Origin of the sequence: Micromonospora sp. ALFpr18c (genome assembly GCF_008868155.1) — a bacterium.
Taxonomy (GTDB): Bacteria; Actinomycetota; Actinomycetes; order Mycobacteriales; family Micromonosporaceae; genus Micromonospora.
Genome location: NZ_WBKR01000008.1, coordinates 42893 through 58508, shown reverse-complemented (window position 1 = coordinate 58508; position 15616 = coordinate 42893). Strand labels below are relative to the sequence as shown.

The following is a 15616-nucleotide window of genomic DNA, read 5'->3' as shown; positions in this document are numbered from 1 at the left end:
AGAGATAAGGAAGGCTGCTGATGCCAGGTCAACAGCGCCGTGGCGGCGGGTCCGGTGGCAACGAGGGTGGTCGCCGCGACAACCGCCGTGAGGGCGGCCGCGGAAACGCGCCCGTCGAGAAGACCCCGCACCTTGAGCGGGTCGTCGCGATCAACCGCGTCGCCAAGGTCGTGAAGGGCGGTCGTCGCTTCAGCTTCACCGCCCTGGTGATCGTGGGCGACGGCGACGGCACGGTCGGCGTGGGCTACGGAAAGGCCAAGGAGGTGCCCGCGGCCATCGCCAAGGGTGTCGAGGAGGCCAAGAAGCACTTCTTCAAGGTTCCGCGTATCGGCCAGTCGATCCCGCACCCGGTGACGGGTGAGGACGCCGCTGGCGTGGTGCTGCTCAAGCCGGCCTCGGCCGGTACGGGTGTCATCGCCGGTGGTCCGGTGCGTGCCGTGCTGGAGTGTGCCGGGATCCACGACGTGCTCTCCAAGAGCCTCGGCTCGTCGAACCCGATCAACATCGTGCACGCCACCGTGGCGGCCCTGAAGGGGCTTGAGTCCCCCGAGCAGGTCGCGGCGCGTCGTGGCCTGCCGGTGGAGGACGTCGCGCCGGCCGCCATGCTGGCGTCGCGTGCGGGGGTGGCGCACTGATGGCACGTCTGAAGGTCACCCAGCTCCGGTCCGGTATCGGGACCAAGCAGAACCAGCGTGACTCGCTGCGTTCGCTCGGTCTCAAGCGGATCAACGACGTGGTGGTCAAGGAGGACCGGCCCGAGATCCGCGGCATGATCTTCACTGTGAGCCACCTCGTGAAGGTCGAGGAGGTCGAGTAATGACGATCAAGGTGCATCACCTGCGCCCGGCGCCCGGTTCCAAGACCGCGAAGACCCGTGTGGGTCGCGGTGAGGGTTCCAAGGGCAAGACCGCTGGTCGCGGTACCAAGGGTTCCAAGGCCCGCAAGAACATCTCGGCGGCGTTCGAGGGTGGGCAGATGCCCATCCACATGCGCCTGCCGAAGATGAAGGGCTTCAAGAACAAGTTCAAGGTGGTCTTCCAGGTGGTCAACCTGGACCGACTCGCCGAGCTGTTCCCGAACGGCGGCCAGGTTGGCCCGCTGGAGCTGGTCGAGTCCGGCGCGGTCCGCAAGGGCCACCCGGTGAAGGTTCTCGGCACCGGCGACCTTGGCGGAGTGGCGCTCCAGGTGTCGGCGCACGCGTTCAGCGCGTCGGCCAAGGAGAAGATCGCCGCCGCCGGTGGCTCCGTCACCGAGCTGTAAGGCGTACGACCCATGGCGCCCGTCCAGTTGTGAGCAACTGGCGGGCGCCATGGTCTACCCGGGGCGTGTGCGCCCGGTAATATCGGAATCGGTTTATGTAGCCGGGCACATCTGCCCGGACCGGGATAGGGCTGTTAGAGTCCCATCCCAGCCATGGATTCCGGGCGCTCGCCCGGGATCCACCCCGACCCGCCAGGGATCACCGGCGGCCCGCCTCGCGCAGGAGGAAGAAGTTGCTGTCCGCCTTTCTCAGTGCGTTCCGTACGCCTGACCTGCGCAAGAAGCTGCTGTTCACAGTAGGCATCATCGCGGTCTACCGGCTGGGTGCCACGCTGCCCAGTCCGGGCGTCTCGTACGGCAACGTGCAGAAGTGCCTCGACACCATCCAGGGTGACACCACCGGGGTGGTGAACCTTCTCAACCTCTTCTCCGGCGGGGCGCTGCTACAGCTCTCGGTCTTCGCGCTGGGCATCATGCCCTACATCACGGCGTCGATCATCCTGCAGCTGCTGACCGTCGTGATCCCGCGCCTGGAGCAGCTCCGCAAGGAGGGTCAGGCCGGCCAGGCGAAGATCACTCAGTACACGCGGTACCTGACCCTCGGTCTCGGTGTGCTGCAGGCCTCGGCGTTCGTCGCCCTGGCCCGCTCGGGGCAGCTCTTCCAGAACCGCTGCGACCAGTTCCCGATCATCCCGACCGGCACCGGTATCCCGGACTGGCTGACCCTGACCATCCTGGTGATGACGATGACCGCCGGCACCGGCATGGTCATGTGGCTCGGTGAGCTGATCACCGACCGGGGCGTCGGCAACGGCATGTCCGTCCTGATCTTCACCTCGATCGCGGCCCGGCTGCCCAGCGAGGGTTGGCAGATCAAGACCAGCAAGGGCTGGGACATGTTCGCCCTGGTCATCGCGCTGGTCCTGGTGGTCATCACCGCGGTCACCTTCATCGAGCAGGCGCAGCGCCGGATCCCGGTGCAGTACGCCAAGCGGATGATCGGCCGGCGGATGTACGGTGGCACCTCGACCTACATCCCGCTCAAGGTCAACCAGGCGGGTGTGATCCCGGTCATCTTCGGTTCGTCGCTGCTGTACCTGCCGCAGCTGGCCCTGCAGTTCTTCGACCAGAACGACCCGGGCAAGACCCAGGCGTGGATCCAGAACAACCTGGTCAACCCGAGTAGCCCGATCTACATCACGGTCTACTTCCTGATGATCATCTTCTTCACGTACTTCTACGTCTCGATCACGTTCAACCCGACCGAGGTCGCGGACAACATGAAGAAGTACGGCGGGTTCGTGCCGGGCATCCGCCCGGGCAAGCCGACCGCCGACTACCTGGACTTCATTCTCAGCCGGATCACCCTGCCGGGCGCGCTCTACCTCGGCGTCATCTCGATCCTGCCGAACTTCTTCTTCATCTGGCTGGACAACCAGCAGTACCAGAACTTCCCGTTCGGCGGCACCGCTGTGCTCATCATGGTCGGCGTCGGTCTGGAGACCGTGAAGCAGATCGAGAGCCAACTCATGCAGCGGAACTACGAAGGGTTCCTGCGGTAGATGAGACTCGTTCTGGTTGGTCCGCCGGGTGCGGGCAAGGGCACTCAGGCCGAGTTCATCGCCGCGCACCTCTCGGTGCCGAAGATCTCGACCGGAGACATCTTCCGGTCGAACGTCACCCAGGGCACGCCGTTGGGTGTCGAGGCGAAGCGGTACATGGACGCGGGCGAGCTGGTTCCGGACGAGGTCACCATCAACATGGTCCGGGACCGGCTGGCCGAGCCCGACGCCAGCGAGGGTTTCCTGCTCGACGGTTTCCCGCGGACCACTCCGCAGGCCGCCGCTCTCGACAAGCTCCTCGCCGACCTGGGCACCGCCCTCGACCTGGTCCTGGAGCTGGTGGTCGACGACGACGAGGTGATCCGACGGCTCTCCGGCCGGCGTACCTGCCGGGGCTGCGGCAAGATCTGGCACGTCGAGTTCGACGCCACCACCCGCCCGGGCATCTGTGACCGGTGCGGCGCCGAGCTGTTCCAGCGCGACGACGACAAGCCGGAGACGATCGCCACCCGGCTTCGGGAGTACAGCGAGAAGACCGCGCCCCTGGTCGACTACTACGGCGCCCAGGGCAAGCTGGTCGGGATCGACGCCACCGGCCCGGTGGAGGACGTCACCAGCCGGGCCATCGACGCGCTGCGGTCGTACGGCGGCTGAGGTCCTCGCCGGTCCACGCGGATAGAGTGCGAACAGCGGGGTACGCGAGACGTGCCCCGCTGAACAGCCACGAAAGGTAATCGCTCCATGCGTCGTCCCCAGCTGGACATCCAGCTGAAGACCCCTGACCAGATCGAAAAGATGCGGGCCGCCGGGCTGGTGGTGGCGGAGGCGCTGCGCCGGATGCGCGAGGCCGTGGCCCCCGGTGTGAGCACCGCCGATCTGGACGCCATCGCCGAGTCGACCATCCGCGAGGCGGGCGCCGTCCCGTCGTTCAAGGGCTACCACGGGTTCCCGGCGTCGATCTGCTCCTCGGTCAACGAGCAGATCGTGCACGCCATCCCCTCGCCGAAGCAGGTGCTCGCCGAGGGCGACCTCATCTCGATCGACTGCGGCGCGGTGCTGAACGGCTGGCACGGCGACTCCGCGATCACGGTCGGGGTCGGCGAGGTCGACCCGGCGCTGCTCAAGATGGCCGAGGTGGCCGAGGACGCCATGTGGGCCGGTATCGCGGCCGCCGCCCGCGGCGCGGCCAGCGGCAAGGGCCGCCTCACCGACATCTCGCACGCGGTGGAGACCGCCGTCCGCAAGGGCGGCCGGTACGGCATCGTTGACGGCTACGGTGGGCACGGCATCGGCACCGAGATGCACCAGGACCCGCACGTGCTCAACCACGGCCGGCCGGGCAAGGGCCCACGGTTGGTTCCCGGTATGGCACTCGCCATCGAACCGATGATCACGATGGCGTCCCCGCGGACGGTCGAGCTGGCCGACGGCTGGACGGTCGTCACCCGGGACGGTTCGGTGGCCGCGCACGTCGAGCACTCGATGGCGCTGCTGCCCGACGGCGTCTGGGTGCTCACCGCCTTCGACGGCGGCCGCGCCCGACTGGGCGACCTGGTAACGGCTCGCCAACCCGCCACCTCGACCGCCCCCTGACCGCTCCAGCCGCCGCCCTGGCACGTTGATCGACTCCGATTCGCCGATCCGGCGGTATCCAACCGATGCGATGTAACCAGGACGGCGAACCGGGTGGATCGAGGAGGGCGGCTCGGGGTCGGACGGGACTGGCGTGGCGGTGGCATGCTTGCCGGCATGGACGGGCGCGACGGGATGCGAGCGGCGGACGCGGACCGTGAGGCGGTGGCCGACCGGTTGCGCGTCGCCCTCGGCGAGGGCCGACTGGACCTGCACGAGTACGACGAGCGGTTGCAACGGGCGTACGCCGCATGGACGTACGCGGAGTTGGACGCCCTGCTGACCGACCTGCCGCCGGTGCCGCCCACCGGGGGGTCGACGCTGGCGCCGGTCATCCCGGCCGCCCCGCCGGGCGCCGGCGCGGGTCACCAGCCCGCCCCGACGGCGGGTGCCGGCACGGCCCGCTGGTTGGCCGAGGTGTGGCTGCCGTACCTGAGGGTGATCGCCGTCGTGGTGACCATCTGGGCGGTGATCTCGCTGCTCAGCGGGGAGCTGCTCTATTTCTGGCCGATCTGGGTGGCCGGGCCGTGGGGCGCGGTGCTGATGATCCAGACGGTGACCGGACTGGGTCGGGGAGAGCCCCGGCGTCGGGCCGTCGAGCGGGAGCGCAAGCGGGCGAAGCGGGAGCGGCGACGGGAACTGCGCGCCGACGAAGCGAACGAACGGGACGAACCCCCAGCGCCAGCCTGATCATCTGCGGCGGCCTGGGGCGGGCAATCCGCGGCACCGTCCGGAGCTCGTGCCTTGATCCACTCGGATTCGCTGAAGTTGTGTTGTCCACCACCCGCGGATGCCGCGGTTTCACGGAAGGCGAGTGGATCACGCGCAGGTGGGGCTCGGGCGGAGATCATCGGGCGTCCGGACGGGGGGCCGGCACCGACACGGCGGCGTGGTGGGTGGCCGGTTTGGCGACGGACCGCAGGCGGGCGTACACTTTCAGATCGGCGCACAGCGTCCACTCCGGCATGCCCACCCTGCGCTTCGGTGGGTCCTGGAGCCGCGGCTGGCGCGGGCTCCTGATCAAGGTCAGGTTTCCGTGTAAGACGTTGTGGGCCGCCCGGAGCAATCGACGTCAGGACAGCGGAGGACATGCCGAAAAAAGACGGAGCCATTGAGATCGAGGGTCGGGTCATCGAGCCCCTGCCGAACGCTATGTTCCGGGTGGAGCTCGCGAACGGCCACAAGGTGCTGGCTCACATCAGCGGCAAGATGCGGCAGCACTACATCCGCATCCTGCCGGAGGACCGGGTCGTCGTCGAACTCTCGCCGTACGACCTGACCCGCGGGCGCATCGTCTACCGCTACAAGTAGTCCTGACGACGGCCGGGAAGTCCCGTGTCCGTCTTCGACGTCCGGTCTCGCGTACTCCGCGTCGCCGGGCCAGATGGGAAGTAAGGCAACCGTGAAGGTCAAGCCGAGCGTCAAGAGGATCTGCAACAAGTGCCGGGTTATCCGCCGGCACGGCCGGGTCATGGTCATCTGCAGCGACCCGCGCCACAAGCAGCGCCAGGGCTGACTCAGCCCATCCGGCCGTAACACCGGCCGGATGGCGTTGGTCCGGGCAGATCCCCAGCGACACACACATCACACATGCTCGTCCCAGCCGCGAGCGGTACGCGAGACGTACTCCTGCGTGGCTGACCCCCGGTCGGAGGCCGGGGCCCGCTCGGGCAGCGACCGATCCCGGTCGCCGGCGCTGACAGCGTCGGAAAGACGGGACGGCCGGTAGCGGGATGGGACGGGTCCACACCTCCGCCACACATTACGAGGAGTACGCCCGCACATGGCACGTCTAGTCGGCGTGGATCTCCCCCGCGAGAAGCGGATGGAGATCGCGCTCACCTACATCTTCGGGGTCGGTCGCACCCGCGCCCTGGAGACACTCGCCGCCACCGGCATCTCGCCGGACAAGCGCGCTCGGGACCTCACGGACGAGGAGCTCGTGCAGCTCCGCGACCACATCGAGGGCAACTACAAGGTTGAAGGCGACCTGCGCCGCGAGGTCGCCGCTGACATCCGCCGCAAGGTCGAGATCGGCTGCTACGCCGGCATCCGGCACCGCCGGGGCCTGCCCGTGCGTGGCCAGCGGACCAAGACCAACGCGCGGACCCGCAAGGGCCCGAAGCGGACCGTCGCCGGCAAGAAGAAGCCCGGCAAGAAGTAGTTCTTAACCGGATGACGGGGGTGGCCGCCGCCGAGGTGGGCCAGGCCGCAACCCGATCCGGAAAGTCAACTAGGAGCGCACAGACTTATGCCACCGAAGGCTCGTGCCGGAGCCGCTGTCAAGAAGGTCCGGCGCAAGGAACGCAAGAACGTCGCCCACGGGCAGGCGCACATCAAGAGCACCTTCAACAACACCATCGTGTCCATCACGGACCCGACCGGTGCGGTCATCTCCTGGGCCTCCGCCGGCCAGGTTGGCTTCAAGGGCTCCCGCAAGTCGACTCCGTTCGCCGCGCAGCTGGCCGCCGAGGCCGCCGCGCGTCGGGCCATGGAGCACGGCATGCGCAAGGTCGACGTGTTCGTCAAGGGCCCCGGCTCCGGCCGGGAGACCGCCATCCGTTCGCTGCAGGCCGTGGGCCTCGAGGTCGGCCAGATCGCCGACGTCACCCCGCAGCCGCACAACGGGTGCCGTCCGCCTAAGCGTCGTCGGGTCTGAGAGGTAGAGAGAGATGGCTCGTTACACCGGTGCTGACTGCCGCCGTTGCCGGCGGGAGAAGATGAAGCTGTTCCTCAAGGGCAGCAAGTGCGATGGCCCGAAGTGCCCGTTCGAGTCCCGGCCGTTCCCGCCCGGGCAGCACGGCCGCGGCCGCACGAAGGAGACGGAGTACCTGCTCCAGCTCCGTGAGAAGCAGAAGGCCCGCCGGGTTTACGGCGTGCTGGAGAAGCAGTTCCGCGGTTACTACGAGGAAGCCGTCGGCAAGCAGGCCAAGACCGGTGAGGTCCTCCTGCAGATCCTCGAGTCGCGGCTGGACAACGTCGTTTACCGGGCCGGCTACGCCCACTCGCGGGACATGGCCCGCCAGCTGGTCAAGCACGGTCACTTCACGGTGAACGGCAAGAAGGTCGACATCCCGTCGTACCGCGTCAAGGAGCACGACATCATCGAGGTTCGGGGCAAGAGCAAGGAGCTCACCCCGTTCATCGTCGCGCAGGCTCAGGCCGGCTCGAAGACGGTTCCGGCGTGGCTTGAGGCCATCCCGAGCCAGATGAAGGTGCTCGTGCACTCCCTCCCGGCCCGGCAGGTCATCGACACGCAGGTCCAGGAGCAGCTGATCGTCGAGCTCTACTCCAAGTAGTCGGAGCTCGTTGCGGTGGCCCGCCCTCCGGGGCGGGCCACCGGAACAGTTTGTGTCGTGGGCGTCAAATAGCGGGCGTCCCGGAAGAGAAGAGAAAACATGCTCATCAGCCAGCGACCCTCCCTCTCCGAGGAGTCGATCAACGAGACCCGGTCGCGGTTCGCCATCGAGCCGCTGGAGCCGGGCTTCGGTTACACCCTGGGCAACTCGCTGCGGCGCACGCTGCTGTCGTCGATCCCGGGTGCGGCCGTCACCTCGATCAAGATCGACGGCGTGCTGCACGAGTTCACCACGATCCCCGGTGTCAAGGAGGACGTGGTCGAGCTCGTCATGAACATCAAGGAGCTGTGCGTCAGCTCCGAGCACGACGAGCCGGTCAGCATGTACCTGCGCAAGCAGGGCCCGGGCGACGTGACCGCGGGTGACATCCAGCCCCCGGCCGGCGTCTCCGTGCACAACCCGGACCTGAAGCTCGCGACCCTCAACGGCAAGGGCCGGCTCGACATGGAGCTGACCGTCGAGCGGGGCCGGGGCTACGTGACGGCTGCGCAGAACAAGCAGTCCGGCGCCGAGATCGGCCGGATCCCGGTCGACTCGATCTACTCGCCGGTGCTGAAGGTGACCTACCGCGTCGAGGCGACCCGTGTCGAGCAGCGCACCGACTTCGACCGGCTGATCATCGACGTCGAGACCAAGCCGTCGATGGGTCCGCGTACCGCGCTGGCCTCGGCCGGTTCGACGCTGGTGGAGCTGTTCGGTCTGGCACGGGAGCTGGACGAGACCGCCGAGGGCATCGACATCGGGCCGTCCCCGCAGGACGCCCAGCTGGCGGCGGACCTCGCCCTGCCGATCGAGGAGCTGGACCTCACCGTCCGCTCCTACAACTGCCTCAAGCGCGAGGGCATCAACTCCGTTGGTGAGCTCATCGGGCGTACCGAGGCCGACCTCCTCGACATCCGCAACTTCGGTCAGAAGTCGATCGACGAGGTCAAGATGAAGCTCGCCGGGATGGGTCTGGGGCTGAAGGACTCTGCCCCGAACTTCGACCCGGCGAACGTCGTGGACACCTTCGGCGAGGCCGACTACGACACCGACGACTACCGCGAGACCGAGCAGCTCTAGTCCGCGCTGCCGCCACAACTGAGGAGCACCAAAAATGCCCACGCCCACCAAGGGCCCCCGCCTCGGCGGCAGCCCCTCGCACGAGCGGCTGATGCTCGCCAACCTGGCGACCGCGCTGTTCCAGCACGGCAAGATCCAGACCACCGAGACGAAGGCCCGACGGCTGCGTCCGCTGGCCGAGCAGCTCATCACCAAGGCCAAGCGCGGTGACCTCGCCGCGCGTCGGCGGGTGCTGGGCGTCGTCAAGGACAAGGACGTGGTCTACGCCCTGTTCGACCAGATCGCGCCGCGGTACGCCAACCGGCCCGGCGGCTACACCCGGATCGTGAAGACCGGTCCGCGCAAGGGTGACGCCGCTCCGATGGCGATCATCGAGCTGGTGGAGGAGCTTCAGGTCGCCGAGCCGAAGGCGAACAAGAAGACCGCCGCCCGCAAGGCCGCGCAGCAGGACAAGGTCGAGGCGCTCGCCCCGGCTGAGGAGGCCCCGAAGTCGGCCGACGCCGACCAGGACTCCGAGGCGCCGGTGTCGGCGTCCGGTGACACCGACGCCGCCCGCGAGGACAGCGACGAGGCCACCGAGAACAAGGCCTGATCAAGGGCAACGTCGGGCCCGGCACCCCATCGGGGTGCCGGGCCCGACCCGTAACAGGAGGTACGAGGTGGACGAGCGGATCCGGCTGCGGCTGGACGTCTCGTACGACGGGGCGGGTTTCTCCGGTTGGGCGGCCCAGCCGACCCGGCGGACCGTCGCGGGGGTGCTCGTCGAGACCCTGGCCCTGGTCCTGGGCGACGGTACGGCCACCGGGTTGACCGTGGCGGGCCGGACCGACGCGGGGGTGCACGCCACCGGGCAGGTCTGCCACCTGGACCTGCCCGTCGACGTGTGGCGCCAGCACGAGGGGCGGTTGTTGCGCCGGCTGGCCCGTCTGCTCCCCACCGACGTGCGGGTGCGGGCGATGGTCGAGGTGCCCGCCGAGTTCGACGCCCGGTTCTCGGCCACCTTTCGGCGCTACGAGTACCGGGTGACCGACGCGCCCTTCGGGGCGGAGCCGCTGCGCCGGCACGAGGTGCTGGCCTGGCCGAGGCCGCTGGATCTGGCCGCGTTGAACGCCGCGGCCGCCGGCCTCGTCGGGGAGCACGACTTCGCCGCGTACTGCCGGCGCAAGGAACACGCGACGACGCTGCGCGAGGTGACGCGGCTGGACTGGCGTCGGAACCCCGACGGCCTCCTGGTCGCCACCGTGCAGGCGGACGCGTTCTGTCAGGCCATGGTGCGCAGCCTGGTGGGGGCCATGCTGGTGGCCGGCGACGGCCGTCGTCCCGTCCAGTGGCCGGGCAGCCTGCTCACTCACCGGGAGCGGTCCAGCGAGGTGACGGTGGCGCCGGCACACGGGCTGACCCTCGTCGCGGTCGGCTACCCGCAGGACCCGGCCGAGTACGCGCGTCGCGCGGACCTGACCCGCCGGCTGCGGGTCCCCGTCGAAGGCTGACCGCCGCCGGGCGGGGTCGGTCGTCGGGAGGGCTGACCGCCGTCGGGAGGGCTGACCGCCGCCGGGCGGGGTCAGTCGCCGGGCAGTTCGCCGTCGCCGCTCTGGGTGCCGCTGCTCTCCGTCGGCGCCGCCGTCGGTTGCCCGGCCGTGCCGCCGTCGGCCCGCCGTTGCAGCACGCCCTTGCTGAGATGCAGCTCGATCATGTCGAACAGGATCTCCCGGATCTTCGGGTCGCCGGACTTGACGGCCGCACCGTCCGCGCGGACCACCAGCGCGTACGCCAGGTAGTGGCCGCGCACCTGCCAGCCGACGCGGGCGGGGGCGGTGCCCAGCACGGCGGTGTCGTCGCCGGCGGTGAGGCCCCGGAAGCGGCCCTGCCGTTCGTCGAGGAGCTGGCGGATCCGTTCCCGGGTGCGCTCGGCGCTGGCCTTGTCGGTGAGGTTGAACAGGCCGGTGGTGACCAGGTGGTCGCCGTCCGGGGTCCGCAGCGTGGCCCGTACGACCTGGTTGCAGCCGAGGCGGACCAGCATGTCGGCCACCTCGCCGGTGGCGGCGACGGCACAACTGCCGCTGGAGTGCGTCTTGAGCACCTGGTAGGCCGCCTGGCCGTCGGAGAGCTTCAGTTCCTTGCCGGGGAAGACCTCCTTGGCGGTGAGGGGGGCCTGGTCGGTGTCCCGGGAGTCGAGGTCCTGCCGCTCGGCGGCGGGAGCGGACGCGGCGGTGTTCGGCTGGTACGTCGGGGTGGTCTCCGGCTGTTTGCCGCGTTCGGACAGGAGCGCGGCGGCGCCCAGCCCGCAGAGCGCGAGCAGGACCAGGACGGCTGCGCCACCGACCAGCACCTGCCAGAGGCGGCCGCCGCCGCGCCGGGAAGTCTGCTCGATCGGCTGCGCGGAGGTGTAGACCCGTTCGCGGGGTGCGGCGAGCGGAACGTCGGCACGGGCGGGCGGCGGCGGCTGCGACGACGGCAGGACGAGTTGGTTCGGCCGGGGCAGCGACGGCGCGGGGAAGCGCGACGGAGAGGGCCCGGCCGGCGGGGGCGGGCCGTCGAACGCGGCCACCTCGGAGCCGGGCTCCGGGTACTCCTCGAAAGCGTCCTGATCGGACTCGTACCGATACACCATGTCGCCTAGAGTAGGAGCCATTGTCCCTTTAGGGGGTAATAACGGGAAATGTGTGCGTGGGCCGTGTCGGGACGTGTCCCGGCCGGTGCGAGAATTGCCGACGTGACCGGCGACCACTACTTCACCGCTGAACCCGCCAGCGACGCCCCGCCGCGCGAGGTCGAGTTCTCCGTCGCCGACCGCGACTACCGGCTCGCCTCCGCCGGCGGGGTCTTCTCCGCCAGCCGACTCGACCCGGGCACCGCGGTGCTGCTGCGCAAGGCCGAGCTGCCCACCGCCGACACCACCGGTGACCTGCTCGACCTGGGCTGCGGGTTCGGGCCGATCGCCTGCGTGCTGGCCGACGTGGCGCCGTCGAGCACGGTCTGGGCCGTCGACGTCAACGCCCGCGCCCGTGACCTCACCGCCGCCAACGCGGCCCGGATCGGTGCCGGTGACCGGGTCCGGGTCAGCGCACCGGACGACGTGCCGGCGGACCTGCGGTTCGCCGAGCTGTGGTCCAACCCGCCGATCCGGATCGGCAAGGAGGAACTGCACGAGCTGCTGCTGCGCTGGCTGCCCCGGCTCGCCCCGGACGGCGTCGGCTGGCTGGTGGTCGCCCGGCACCTCGGTGGCGACTCGCTGCAGCGCTGGCTCACCGAGCAGGGTTGGCAGGTCGAGCGGCACGCCAGCCAGAAGGGCTTCCGGGTGCTGCGGGTCACCCGGTAATTGGATATCCCCCCGCCGCCGCCTGGGGCAGGATCCCGGCGTGGGATACGTGGACGTGGCAGGGGTCGGGCACATCCTGCCCGACGGTCGGGAACTCTTCGCCGACGTGTCGTTCCGGGTCGGCGAGGGCGCCAAGGTCGCCCTGGTCGGGCCGAACGGCGCGGGTAAGACGACGCTGCTGCGGATGGTAGCCGGGGACCTGCCGGTGCGGACCGGTGTCGTCGCGCGCGCCGGCGGGCTGGGCGTGATGCGCCAGTTCATCGGCATGATCGGTGACGAGTCGACGCTCGCCGACCTGGCGCTGTCGCTGGCCCCGCCGCCGCTGCGCGACGCCGGCCGCCGGCTCGCCGAGACCGAGGCGGCCATGCGGGCGGCCGAGGTCCGCGGCAAGTACAGCACCGCCGCCGGCAAGGCCCAGCTGGCGTACGCCGACGCCCTCGGCGCCTGGGGCGAGGTCGGCGGGTACGACGCCGAGGTGCTCTTCGACACCGTCGCGACCATCGTGCTCGGCCTGCCGTGGGACGCCGCCCGGGACCGTCCGGTGCGGACGCTTTCCGGTGGCCAGCAGAAGCGGTTCGCCCTGGAGTTGCTGCTGCGCGGCCCGGACGAGGTGCTGCTGCTCGACGAGCCGGACAACTTCCTCGACGTGCCCGGCAAGCGCTGGTTGGAGGCACGGCTGCGCGAGTCGACCAAGTCGGTGCTGTACGTGTCGCACGACCGCGAGTTGCTGGCCCAGAGTGCCGACCGGGTGGTCGCCGTCGAGGGTGGCAGCGCCTGGGTGCACCCGGGTGGCTTCGCCAGCTGGCACTCGGCACGGGTGGCCCGGCACGCCCGCCTCGACGAGCTGCGCCGACGCTGGGACGAGGAACACCAGAAGCTGCGCGAGCTGATGCTGATGTACAAGCAGAAGGCGGCGTACAACGATGGGTTGGCCTCGCGGTACCAGGCCGCGCAGACCCGGCTGCGCAAGTTCGAGGAGGCCGGGCCGCCGCCCGTACCGCCGAAGGACCAGGACATCCGGATGCGGCTGAGCGGCGGGCGGACCGGCAAACGCGCGGTCATCTGCGAGCAGCTGGAGCTGGACGGCCTGACCTTCCCCTTCGACCTGGAGATCTGGTATGGCGACCGGGTGGCGGTGCTCGGTGCCAACGGCACCGGCAAGTCGCACTTCCTGCGGCTGCTGGCCCGCGGCGGCACCGATCCCGACCCGGCGAACGGCCCGGTCGACGGGGCGGGTGCGCTCGCCCCGGTCGCCCACGACGGCACGGCCCGGTTGGGCGCCCGGGTCCGCCCCGGGCACTTCTCCCAGACCCACGACCGGCCGGAGCTGATGTCGAAGACGCTTGTCGAGATCCTCTGGCGGGGTGACGACCACCGCACCGGGATGGACCGGCACGCGGCGATGGGGGTGCTCAGCCGCTACGAGCTGGCCGGTCAGGGTGACCAGCGCTTCGGCACGCTCTCCGGCGGGCAGCAGGCCCGTTTCCTGGTGCTGCTGCTGGAGCTGTCCGGGGCGACCCTGCTGCTGCTCGACGAGCCCACCGACAACCTCGACCTGGCCAGCGCCGAGGCCCTCGAAGCGGGCCTGAACGCGTTCGAGGGGACGGTGATCGCGGTCACCCACGACCGGTGGTTCACCCGCTCCTTCGACCGGTTCGTGCTGTTCCGGGGCGACAACGAGGTCGTGGAGACCCCGGAGCCGGTCTGGGACGTGGGCTGATCGGTCCCCGGGCAGGGGTGCGTCCGGCCGGCATAGGGTGGATCTCGTGACTGAGATGACCTATCGCCGGCTGGGCGACTCCGGGCTCGTGGTGTCCGTGGTCGGCATCGGCTGCAACAACTTCGGCCGCAAGTTGGATCTCGACGGCACCCGCGCGGTGGTGGACGCCGCCCTGGACGCCGGAATCAACCTGTTCGACACCGCCGACATCTACGGCGAACCGCAGGGCGGCTCCGAGGAGCTGCTCGGGCAGGCGCTCAAGGGTCGCCGCGACGACGTGGTGGTGGCCACCAAGTTCGGCATGGACATGAACGGCCTCAACGGTCCGGACCACGGTGCCCGGGGTTCGCGGCGGTACATCGCGCGCGCGGTCGAGGCGTCGCTGCGCCGACTCGGCACCGACCACATCGACCTGTACCAGATGCACGAGCCCGACCCGGGCACTCCGATCGACGAGACCCTCGCCGCCCTGGACGACCTGGTCCGCGACGGCAAGGTGCGCTACCTGGGCAACTCCAACTTCGCCGGCTGGCAGATCGCCGACGCCGACTGGGTCGCCTCGTCCAACGGGCGGTCCCGCTTCATCAGCGCGCAGAACCACTACAGCCTGCTGGAGCGGTCGGTGGAGACCGAGGTGATCCCGGCCTGCGAGCGGTTCGGCCTCGGCATGCTGCCGTTCTTCCCGCTCGCCAACGGCCTGCTCACCGGCAAGTACAAGCGCAGCGAGCAGCCGCCGGCCGGCAGCCGGCTCTCCGGTGGCGGCCGGTACGCGGAGCGGCTCGCCGCGGCCGACTGGGACACCATCGAGGCCATCGAGGCGTACGCCGCCGAGCGGGGGCTGACCATGCTCCAGGTGGCAATCGGCGGACTGGCCGCCCAGCCGGCGGTGACCTCGGTGATCGCCGGTGCCACCACGCCCGAGCAGGTGCACGCCAACGCGGCCGCCGGCACCTGGGAGCCCACCGACGACGATCTGGCCGCGCTGCGCTTCATCCTCTGAGCGCGGCGGAGCCGGCCGCACGACAGCGGGCCGGGCCGCTCATCGCGGCCCGGCCCGGTCGGCCAGTGGATGGCGCCGAAGCGCCGCTGGGTCAGTGGATGGCGCCGGAGCGCCGCTGGGTCAGTCGGTGCGGCGCTGGGGCGCCGCTGGGTCAGTCGGTGCGGCGGCGGCCGAACAGCATGGCGACCCCCATCGCGGCGGCGACGAGCACCAGCCCGGCCGCCGCGAACGGCCACCACCCGGCGTTCCCCCCGCGTCCGTCGGCCCGGTCCGCGGTGACCGCGACCGGCTTGGGCGCCGGCGGTGACTGTGCCGCCCGGGCCTGCACCGTGGCGGTGGCCTGGGTCTGCAGCGGGGCGGGGGAGTTCACCGTCACCCGCCAACTGCCGGCCGTGAGCAGCGGACCGCTGGTGTAGAAGCCCTGCCCCTCGGGCTGCGGTTCGAGTTGCACCGGGCCGACCTTCTGCCCGTCCGGGCCGGTGGCGGTGAGGACCAACCGCACCAGCTTGTCCAGCCGACGACCGTCGGCGTAGGTGGCCTGGATGGTGACCCCCTCGGCCCCGTCGCCGGCCACCGTCAGTTTGAGTTTGTCGGCCTGCGCCGCCGCCGGGGGTGCGGCGAGCAGGGTCAGAGCCAGTCCGGCGACCACGGCGGCCAGCACCTTGCGGATACCCGTCACGGACATCTCCTCACTACCGATGA

The 15616-nt window shown here is 70.2% G+C and carries 20 protein-coding genes; 18 read left to right on the top strand and 2 right to left on the bottom strand.

Translation table 11 applies throughout. The features are described from left to right. Positions 1-20 precede the first annotated feature (20 nt). The 15 genes from rpsE to truA all read left to right on the top strand — a co-directional run bounded on the left by rpsE (position 21) and on the right by truA (position 10365). Positions 21-635 carry a 30S ribosomal protein S5 gene (gene rpsE, locus F8271_RS03475; RefSeq protein ID WP_074314587.1) on the top strand — a complete coding sequence of 205 codons (615 nt, stop codon included), beginning with the start codon at positions 21-23 and terminating at the stop codon, positions 633-635. Beyond that, entirely contained in the window at positions 635-817 is a 183-nt protein-coding gene (gene rpmD / locus F8271_RS03470) for a 50S ribosomal protein L30 (RefSeq protein ID WP_151488125.1), read from the top strand. Before rpsE ends, rpmD begins: the two co-directional genes overlap by 1 nt. Further along, positions 817-1260 carry a 50S ribosomal protein L15 gene (rplO, locus tag F8271_RS03465; protein WP_030329906.1) on the top strand — a complete coding sequence of 148 codons (444 nt, stop codon included), beginning with the start codon at positions 817-819 and terminating at the stop codon, positions 1258-1260. Before rpmD ends, rplO begins: the two co-directional genes overlap by 1 nt. Before the next feature lie 233 nt (positions 1261-1493). After that, a complete protein-coding gene (gene secY / locus F8271_RS03460; RefSeq protein WP_151488124.1) occupies positions 1494-2822 on the top strand; it encodes a preprotein translocase subunit SecY in 1329 nt (442 codons plus the stop codon). Next, a complete protein-coding gene (locus tag F8271_RS03455; RefSeq protein WP_151488123.1) occupies positions 2823-3476 on the top strand; it encodes an adenylate kinase in 654 nt (217 codons plus the stop codon). Positions 3477-3563: 87 nt separating this feature from the next. Continuing rightward, on the top strand, positions 3564-4415 hold the full coding sequence (map, locus tag F8271_RS03450; protein ID WP_151488122.1) for a type I methionyl aminopeptidase: 852 nt from the start codon (positions 3564-3566) through the stop codon (positions 4413-4415). A 156-nt stretch (positions 4416-4571) separates the two neighbouring features. Then, complete coding sequence (locus tag F8271_RS03445) at positions 4572-5144, top strand: DUF1707 domain-containing protein (RefSeq protein WP_225854139.1); 573 nt, start codon at positions 4572-4574, stop codon at positions 5142-5144. 399 nt (positions 5145-5543) lie between these two features. Then, a complete protein-coding gene (infA, locus tag F8271_RS03440) occupies positions 5544-5765 on the top strand; it encodes a translation initiation factor IF-1 (protein ID WP_007073013.1) in 222 nt (73 codons plus the stop codon). 91 nt (positions 5766-5856) lie between these two features. Further along, positions 5857-5970, top strand: a complete 114-nt coding sequence (rpmJ, locus tag F8271_RS03435) for a 50S ribosomal protein L36 (RefSeq protein WP_043965539.1) — start codon at positions 5857-5859, stop codon at positions 5968-5970. A gap of 267 nt (positions 5971-6237) precedes the next feature. Then, positions 6238-6618: a 30S ribosomal protein S13 gene (gene rpsM / locus F8271_RS03430; RefSeq protein ID WP_007465236.1), complete on the top strand. Its 381-nt coding sequence runs from the start codon at positions 6238-6240 to the stop codon at positions 6616-6618. Between the two features lie 87 nt (positions 6619-6705). Then, positions 6706-7113: a 30S ribosomal protein S11 gene (rpsK, locus tag F8271_RS03425; protein ID WP_030329919.1), complete on the top strand. Its 408-nt coding sequence runs from the start codon at positions 6706-6708 to the stop codon at positions 7111-7113. Positions 7114-7126: 13 nt separating this feature from the next. Next, positions 7127-7753: a 30S ribosomal protein S4 gene (gene rpsD / locus F8271_RS03420; protein ID WP_030489600.1), complete on the top strand. Its 627-nt coding sequence runs from the start codon at positions 7127-7129 to the stop codon at positions 7751-7753. Between the two features lie 99 nt (positions 7754-7852). Continuing rightward, on the top strand, positions 7853-8875 hold the full coding sequence (locus F8271_RS03415) for a DNA-directed RNA polymerase subunit alpha (RefSeq protein WP_053653923.1): 1023 nt from the start codon (positions 7853-7855) through the stop codon (positions 8873-8875). 34 nt (positions 8876-8909) lie between these two features. Continuing rightward, complete coding sequence (gene rplQ, locus F8271_RS03410; RefSeq protein ID WP_151488121.1) at positions 8910-9467, top strand: 50S ribosomal protein L17; 558 nt, start codon at positions 8910-8912, stop codon at positions 9465-9467. Between the two features lie 67 nt (positions 9468-9534). Then, positions 9535-10365, top strand: coding sequence for a tRNA pseudouridine(38-40) synthase TruA (gene truA / locus F8271_RS03405; protein WP_151488120.1), 831 nt, complete (start codon positions 9535-9537; stop codon positions 10363-10365). Positions 10366-10436: 71 nt separating this feature from the next. Here the strand turns inward: truA and F8271_RS03400 are convergent, their stop codons facing one another. After that, a complete protein-coding gene (locus tag F8271_RS03400) occupies positions 10437-11486 on the bottom strand; it encodes a hypothetical protein (protein ID WP_225854138.1) in 1050 nt (349 codons plus the stop codon). 102 nt (positions 11487-11588) lie between these two features. On the opposite strand from F8271_RS03400, the gene F8271_RS03395 reads away from it, so the two are divergent. The 3 genes from F8271_RS03395 to F8271_RS03385 are packed head-to-tail and all read left to right on the top strand — an operon-like array spanning position 11589 to position 14914. Then, positions 11589-12194, top strand: a complete 606-nt coding sequence (locus F8271_RS03395; RefSeq protein ID WP_151488119.1) for a class I SAM-dependent methyltransferase — start codon at positions 11589-11591, stop codon at positions 12192-12194. Positions 12195-12234: 40 nt separating this feature from the next. Next, complete coding sequence (locus F8271_RS03390) at positions 12235-13914, top strand: ABC-F family ATP-binding cassette domain-containing protein (RefSeq protein ID WP_151488118.1); 1680 nt, start codon at positions 12235-12237, stop codon at positions 13912-13914. 37 nt (positions 13915-13951) lie between these two features. Next, positions 13952-14914 (top strand): aldo/keto reductase, encoded by a 963-nt coding sequence (locus F8271_RS03385; protein ID WP_192580119.1) that lies wholly within the window; start codon positions 13952-13954, stop codon positions 14912-14914. Positions 14915-15065: 151 nt separating this feature from the next. Here the strand turns inward: F8271_RS03385 and F8271_RS03380 are convergent, their stop codons facing one another. Further along, positions 15066-15593, bottom strand: coding sequence for a hypothetical protein (locus F8271_RS03380; protein WP_151488117.1), 528 nt, complete (start codon positions 15591-15593; stop codon positions 15066-15068). Positions 15594-15616 lie beyond the last annotated feature (23 nt).